9 protein-coding genes are annotated in these 7,576 nt (G+C 38.1%); 1 reads left to right on the top strand and 8 read right to left on the bottom strand.

Going from position 1 to position 7,576, the window contains the following annotated elements:
• Positions 1-776 (top strand): sugar phosphate nucleotidyltransferase (locus tag DBR11_RS23405; protein WP_108555021.1); only part of this gene is annotated, 776 nt, incomplete at its 5' end.
• A gap of 64 nt (positions 777-840) precedes the next feature.
• Here DBR11_RS23405 and dnaK read toward each other — a convergent pair.
• From dnaK to rpmJ, 8 genes are all read right to left on the bottom strand, one after another.
• Positions 841-2,757, bottom strand: a complete 1,917-nt coding sequence (dnaK, locus tag DBR11_RS23400; protein WP_108555020.1) for a molecular chaperone DnaK — start codon at positions 2,755-2,757, stop codon at positions 841-843.
• Positions 2,758-2,914: 157 nt separating this feature from the next.
• Positions 2,915-4,108, bottom strand: coding sequence for an SAM-dependent methyltransferase (locus DBR11_RS23395; RefSeq protein ID WP_108555019.1), 1,194 nt, complete (start codon positions 4,106-4,108; stop codon positions 2,915-2,917).
• 105 nt (positions 4,109-4,213) lie between these two features.
• Positions 4,214-4,762 carry a 50S ribosomal protein L17 gene (gene rplQ, locus DBR11_RS23390; protein WP_108555018.1) on the bottom strand — a complete coding sequence of 183 codons (549 nt, stop codon included), beginning with the start codon at positions 4,760-4,762 and terminating at the stop codon, positions 4,214-4,216.
• A gap of 81 nt (positions 4,763-4,843) precedes the next feature.
• Positions 4,844-5,836, bottom strand: a complete 993-nt coding sequence (locus tag DBR11_RS23385) for a DNA-directed RNA polymerase subunit alpha (protein ID WP_108555017.1) — start codon at positions 5,834-5,836, stop codon at positions 4,844-4,846.
• A 78-nt stretch (positions 5,837-5,914) separates the two neighbouring features.
• Complete coding sequence (gene rpsD, locus DBR11_RS23380; RefSeq protein WP_108555016.1) at positions 5,915-6,523, bottom strand: 30S ribosomal protein S4; 609 nt, start codon at positions 6,521-6,523, stop codon at positions 5,915-5,917.
• 65 nt (positions 6,524-6,588) lie between these two features.
• On the bottom strand, positions 6,589-6,978 hold the full coding sequence (gene rpsK, locus DBR11_RS23375; RefSeq protein WP_055910073.1) for a 30S ribosomal protein S11: 390 nt from the start codon (positions 6,976-6,978) through the stop codon (positions 6,589-6,591).
• A 21-nt stretch (positions 6,979-6,999) separates the two neighbouring features.
• Entirely contained in the window at positions 7,000-7,377 is a 378-nt protein-coding gene (gene rpsM / locus DBR11_RS23370; RefSeq protein WP_108555015.1) for a 30S ribosomal protein S13, read from the bottom strand.
• Positions 7,378-7,459: 82 nt separating this feature from the next.
• On the bottom strand, positions 7,460-7,576 hold a 117-nt coding region (rpmJ, locus tag DBR11_RS23365; RefSeq protein WP_107214554.1), incomplete at its 5' end, for a 50S ribosomal protein L36.

Below are 7,576 nucleotides of genomic sequence, written 5' to 3'. Positions count from 1 at the left end.
AAGCAGGATTTGGAAAAGTAGTCTTTATCATCAAAGAAGAATTCGTAGAAAATTTTAAAGCCATATTTGAACCTAAGCTCAATGGAAGAATTGAGACCGATTACGTATTTCAAAACTTCGATCTTAAACAATTTGGAATTGAAGAAGAGATCTATCGTGAAAAGCCATGGGGAACAGCTCACGCAATCCTATCCGGCAGAAAAGTAATTAAAGAACCATTTTGTGTGATCAATGCTGACGACTACTATGGCTTTGATGCCTTTAAAAAAATGGTGGACTTTTTAACTGAAGAAGCAACAGACAGCAATTATTCTATTGTTGGATATCAGATTGGAAAAACATTATCTGATTTCGGTTCTGTATCCCGTGGTGTTTGCAAGACTAACGATGCCGGATATCTTGAGGAAATTACTGAGCGCACCCAGGTTTATAAAAAAGCCGATACAATCGTATATGAAGAAAACGGAACGGAATATCCACTGGAATATGACACCCCTGTTTCTATGAACTTCTGGGGATTTACTCCTGCAGTGTTTAAACTAACGGAAGAACTTTTCAAGGTTTTCGCTTTAGAAAATAAAGATAAACCAAAAGCCGAGTTCTTTATTCCCCTGATTGGAGAAAACCTTGTAAAAACGGATACAGCCTCATTTAAAGTTATTCCTACCGACAGTCAGTGGTTTGGTGTAACCTACAAAGAAGATAAGCCTTTTGTACAAGCCAGTATAGATCAATTGATCAAAGACGGTACTTATCCTGAGAAATTGTGGAACTAAGTTCCTAAATCAAAAAAGGCCCCGGTAAAATTACCGGGGCCTTTTTTATATAGCAATGAAACGATTATTTTTTATCATCTTTTACTTCTTCAAAGTCAACGTCAGTTACATTATCGCCTCCGTTACCAGCTTGTTCGCCATGTTGCTCAGCACCACCTTCTGGTTGTGCAGCACCATCCTGACCTGCTTTATACATCTCTTCAGAAGCAGCGTTCCATGCTTCCTGAAGTGCAGTCTGAGCTGCATCAATATCAGCAAAGTTTCTTGCAGCATGTGCGTCTTTCAGTTTTTTCAAACCTTCTTCGATAGGCGCTTTTTTATCTGCAGAAATCTTATCACCAAATTCTTTCAGTTGTTTTTCTGTAGAGAAGATCAATGCATCTGCGCTGTTGATTTTGTCAGCTTCTTCTTTAGCTACTTTATCAGCTTCTGCATTTTGCTCTGCTTCTTCTTTCATTTTTTTGATCTCTTCGTCTGTTAAACCAGATGAAGCTTCAATACGGATCTTTTGCTCTTTACCTGTCGCTTTATCTTTAGCACTTACGTGTAAGATACCGTTGGCATCAATATCAAAAGCAACTTCAACCTGAGGCACGCCACGAGGTGCTGGTGGAATACCATCCAAAATGAAACGACCAATTGTACGGTTCTGAGCAGCCATAGGGCGCTCGCCTTGTAAAATATGGATCTCAACAGAAGGCTGGTTATCAGCAGCTGTAGAGAAAGTTTCTGCCTTTTTAGAAGGAATAGTTGTATTGGCTTCAATTAATTTAGTCATTACACCACCCATAGTTTCAATACCTAAGGATAATGGAGTAACATCTAATAACAATACATCTTTAACCTCACCAGTCAATACACCACCTTGGATTGCCGCTCCGATAGCTACCACCTCATCAGGGTTTACGCCTTTAGATGGCTCCTTACCAAAGAAAGCTTTAACCGCCTCCTGAATCGCAGGAATACGAGTTGATCCACCGACTAAGATGATCTCATCAATATCAGAAGTTTTTAAACCAGCATTTTTCAAGGCAGATTTACAAGGATCAATAGTACGTTTGATCAAGTCACTTGCCAATTGCTCAAATTTAGCACGGCTAAGCGTTCTAACCAAGTGTTTAGGTCCTGTTGCATCAGCTGTGATATACGGCAAATTGATTTCTGTAGAAGTTGTGCTTGATAACTCTATTTTAGCTTTTTCAGCAGCTTCTTTCAAACGTTGCAATGCCATTGGATCCTGGTGAAGGTCCATACCATATTCGTTTTTGAATTCACCAGCTAACCATTCAATGATAATGTGGTCAAAATCATCACCACCAAGGTGTGTATCACCATCGGTAGATTTTACTTCAAAAACACCATCACCCAATTCTAAAACAGAAACGTCATGTGTACCACCACCGCAGTCAAAAACCACAATTTTCATGTCTTTGTGGGCTTTATCCAGGCCATAAGCCAAGGCAGCAGCAGTAGGCTCGTTAATGATACGTTTAACTGTTAAACCAGCAATCTCACCAGCCTCCTTAGTAGCCTGACGTTGTGCATCATTAAAATAAGCAGGAACAGTAATTACCGCTTCTGTTACTTCCTGACCCAAAAAGTCTTCAGCTGTTTTTTTCATTTTCTGCAAGATCATCGCAGAGATCTCCTGAGGAGTATATTTACGGTCGTCAATTTCCACGCGAGGTGTATTATTGTCGCCTTTAACTACCTTATAAGGAACACGGCCTGCTTCTTTAGTTACTTCCGCAAAGCTGCTTCCCATAAAGCGCTTAATTGAATAAATTGTCTTTGTAGGATTGGTGATCGCCTGACGTTTAGCCGGCTCACCTACCTTACGCTCACCGTTCTCTGCAAAAGCAACAATAGATGGCGTTGTACGTTTACCTTCACTGTTGGCTATAACTACAGGTTCGTTACCTTCCATTACGGCTACGCAAGAGTTCGTTGTTCCTAAGTCTATACCAATAATTTTTCCCATTTTTATTATATCTTTTAATGTTATACTAATTCGATAACTCGTACTAAACAAGGGTTGTGCCAATTTAGATTTGGCAGAGAATTGACATATATAGCCCTTCCAAGCCTGCTAAAATGTAAATCAGAACCTTATCACCCTCTGACAGGTTGGCATAATCCTACGCATCAAGTCCAAGAAGCCGCTCCAAATGATGATAGCCAATCCCAAAATAAACCTTTGTTTCTCTGATCTTCTCCAGAACCTCTTTCCTGTTACCAGGATTATCTTTTGTTTTTACCCCAACAACCAGAACATTTTTAGGCGTATGCGCATCTGAAATAAACTGCATCACCTTTGTTTTATAACCAAAATACTCCAGTATCAAAGCTCTCATTGCATCAGTTACCATCTCTGCCTGACGTTCCAGAAAAATCCCATGCCTGGTCAAAAAATCCAATTCATTTCTCTTTTTACCTTTAACAATTTCTTTTCTGATTTGTTTGTGGCAACAAGGAGCAACTACAATAAGTTTTGATCCAGCCTTAATTCCTTTGAAAATTGCATCATCAGTTGCCGTATCGCAAGCATGTAAAGCAATGAGTAAATCAGTAGAGGAAGCATCGAAATCCTGAATTGATCCTTCTGCAAAATTCAATCCGGTAAAGCCCGATTTCACCGCTATACGATTACAAAGTTTAACCAAATCTTCCCTATACTCTACCCCAGTCACCTGCACATCCAACTTCAGAACATTCTGCAGATAATCGTACAACGCAAACGTAAGATACCCCTTTCCCGACCCCATATCTGCCACCTTCTTTAGTGATCCGGCTGGCAGCTCCTTAATCATAGGACTTAGCAATTCAATATACTGGTTAATCTGCTTGTATTTATCCTGCGCATTTTTAAATACTTCTCCCTGTTCATCTGTAATATTCAGATCATGCAGATAGTTCCTTTCAACAGCAGGTTTAATCAATCTTTTCTTTTCCTTATTATGGGCCAGATCAGGAACACCAGCTCCCTTTATCAAGGTCTCCCTGACAGCGATCTCCCCCTTTCTATTATGCTCCAGAATAAGCTCCTTCAGAGTCGTAAACAAAGTACAGATCTTAAAGTCATTGCTGATCAACTGAACGATCATTTGAATCCCCTCTTCCAACGGATAGTTCTTAAATATATCCCTTGTCTTATAACGATAAGTAAAGGAAAGCATATCATTCCTTTTAATCTTTACTCGCCTTACATATATATTTTTCAGTTCTTTTTCATTTCCCTGGTAATTACCTAAAGAAACTTTAACAAAGACACCGGAAAGAAGGCTATCCTGCAATTGTACCCTGAACTGATCTAAATGAAGCTGATTTGACATGAAATGGAGTTAGATCACAAAGATAACCTTTTGCTCAGGGATTTGTAAAACAAAAAGCCCCATCCGATCCGGACAGGGCTTTTATATTTTAGAAAAAAGATTAGACTATTCGCCTTTATCTTCTGCTTTCTCTTCAGTAGCAGCTTCTTCTTTAGCAGGTGTTTCTTCAACAACTTCTTCAGCTTTAGCTTCAGCAACTTTTTCTTCTTTAGCAGGTGCGTCAGCTTTTTTAGCTTTGCTTCTACCACGACGAGTTGTTTTCTTTTCAGCCGATTCTGCTTCTTTACCATAAACCTCGTTGTAATCAACCAACTCGATCAACGCCATTTCCGCGTTATCACCCAAACGATTGTTCAACTTGATGATCCTTGTATAACCACCCGGACGGTTAGCTACTTTAGCAGCTACATCGCGGAACAATTCAGTAACCGTATCTTTATCCTGTAAATAGCTAAATACAATACGACGAGAATGTGTAGTATCATTTTTAGATTTAGTGATAATAGGTTCAACATACATACGCAAAGCTTTTGCTTTTGCTAAAGTAGTTGAGATCCTTTTATTTTTAATAAGTGATGAAGCCATGTTAGCCAGCATCGCTCTACGATGTGAATCTGTTCTTCCTAAGTGATTTACTTTTTTACCGTGTCTCATTTTTTAATTTATTCTTGTGTACCGTCTCTTTGAAATTAATTCGAGGGAATTACACACGATTAACAATATGTTATTTGTTTTTTATTCTTCGTCTAACTTGAATTTAGACAGGTTCATTCCAAAAGATAAACTTTTAGATTTCACCAATTCCTGAATTTCAGTCAGTGATTTTTTACCAAAGTTCCTGAATTTCAACATATCAGCTACATCATAAGAAACAAGGTCAGCCAGTGTACGGATATCAGCTGCTTTTAAGCAGTTCAATGCACGAACTGAAAGATCCAGATCAACTAATTCAGTTTTAAGGATCTTACGCATATGCAGGATTTCCTCATCAACTTCTTTAGTTTCTTCTTTAGCCTGAGACTCCAGCACAAGGTTCTCATCAGAGAACAGCATGAAATGCTGGATCAGGATTTTTGCAGCTTCCTTTAATGCTTCTTCAGGATGAATAGATCCATCTGTTGAAATATCTAAGATTAACTTTTCATAATCTGTTTTCTGTTCAACACGATAGTTTTCAATCGTGTATTTTACATTTTTCATTGGAGTAAAGATCGAATCGATAGCAATTACACCAACAACAGCATCATTAATTTTATTCTCTTCTGCAGGAACATAACCACGTCCTTTATTGATGGTCAATTCCACCTCTAAAGTCACAGATTTTTCCATATTGCAGATCACCAGCTCTGGGTTTAACACCTCAAAATTACTGGAGAATTTAGTAACATCACCTGCTTTAAACTGATCTTGTCCACTTACTATGATGAAAACCTTTTCAGAATCACCCACATCACCAACTTTCTTAAAACGAACTTGTTTTAAGTTAAGAATGATTTCAGTTAAATCTTCAACCACACCTTTCATGGTAGAAAACTCATGGGAAACGCCAGAAAAACGAATACTAGTAATGGCATAACCTTCTAATGAAGACAATAAAATTCTTCTTAAGGCATTACCAATTGTTACACCGAAACCGGGCTCTAAAGGACGAAATTCAAATGTACCATCGAAATCAGTCGATTTCTGCATGATTACCTTATCGGGTTTCTGAAATGCTAAAATTGCCATTTATAATGTTTTTAGATCGTTATTAAAATTTTGTAACGCAAAAAAAATTAACTGCCCGAAGGCAGTTAATGAAGATTGTTACTTAGAGTACAACTCTACTATAAGGTTCTCTTTTATATTTTCCGGAATCTCGTCGCGGTTTGGATAAGCAAGGAACTTACCAGTAAGTTCTTTTGCATCCCAGTCTAACCAATTGAATTTATTGATTACTCTTCCAGCAACAGAGTTCGTGATTGCTTCTAAAGTTTTCGATTTCTCGCGAACCGCAATAACATCACCCGCCTTTAACTGATAAGAAGGAATATTTACCACTTCACCATTCACTGTTACGTGTTTATGGCTAACTAACTGACGTGCAGCTGAACGTGTAGTTGCAATACCCAATCTGTAAACCGTATTATCTAAACGGGCTTCTAATAATTGCAATAAGTTATCACCGGTAATACCCTGACGTGATGACGCTTTTGTAAATAAGTTACGGAACTGACGCTCTAATACACCATAAGTATATTTCACTTTTTGTTTTTCCATTAACTGTACAGCGTACTCAGATTGTTTTCCTCTTCTTTTGGAAGCACCGTGCTGTCCAGGAGGATAATTTTTTCTATCTAATACTTTATCAGGGCCGAAAATTGGCTCTCTGAATTTACGCGCGATTTTGGACTTAGGTCCTGTATATCTTGCCATTTCTTCTTTGTTTTAAAGTATCGTGCAACCTTTAGCTGCAGACTCTTAGCTTTAAAAATTAATAATTAAACTCTTCTCTTTTTCGGTGGACGACAACCGTTGTGAGGAAGTGGGGTAATATCTTTAATAGACATTACTTCAATACCTGCTACTTGTAAAGTTCTGATTGCAGACTCGCGGCCTGAACCTGGACCTTTAACAAATACTTCTACTTTACGCAGACCAAGATCAAACGCTACTTTACCGCAATCAGATGCAGCTTGTCCTGCAGCGTATGGAGTGTTCTTTTTAGAACCTTTAAAGCCCATTTTACCTGCTGAAGACCATGAAATCGTTTGACCATTGTTATTTGTTAACGTAACAATGATATTGTTAAAAGTAGCATTGATGTGGGCCTGACCAACAGACTCAATAACAACAATACGCTTTTTGGTTACTTTTTTACTCTTAGCCATAATTATACTTCGATACTAATATTATTTAGTAGCTTTTTTCTTGTTAGCAACTGTTTTTCTCTTGCCTTTACGTGTACGAGAATTGTTTTTAGTACGTTGACCACGCACTGGTAAACCTTTTCTGTGACGTAGGCCACGGTAACAGCCGATATCCATTAAACGTTTAATGTTCAACTGAACTTCAGAACGCAAAGCACCTTCTACTTTGATCTGCTCGTTGATAATGGTACGGATCGCTGATAATTCATCATCAGACCAGTCCTGTACTTTTTTGCTTAAATCGATACCTGCTTCCGTTAATATACGTTGAGCAGTAGATCTACCTACACCATAGATGTAAGTTAATCCAATTTCGCCTCTTTTGTTTCTTGGTAAATCAATACCTGATATCCTTGCCATATTTTATACTAATGTTGATTATTTGATTAAACGACAGATTGAGTAACCTGTACATTCAATCCAATCATACTTCAATAATTTCTTATCCCTGACGTTGCTTGTATTTAGGGTTTTTCTTGTTGATTACGTAAAGTTTACCTTTACGACGAATAACCTTACAATCAGCGCTACGTTTTTTAATTGATGACCTAACTTTCAT

Source organism: Pedobacter sp. HMWF019 (assembly GCF_003061025.1).
GTDB lineage: Bacteria > Bacteroidota > Bacteroidia > Sphingobacteriales > Sphingobacteriaceae > Pedobacter.
The sequence above is the reverse complement of the archived record's forward strand: the minus strand, read 5'-3'. Positions and strand labels throughout refer to the sequence as shown.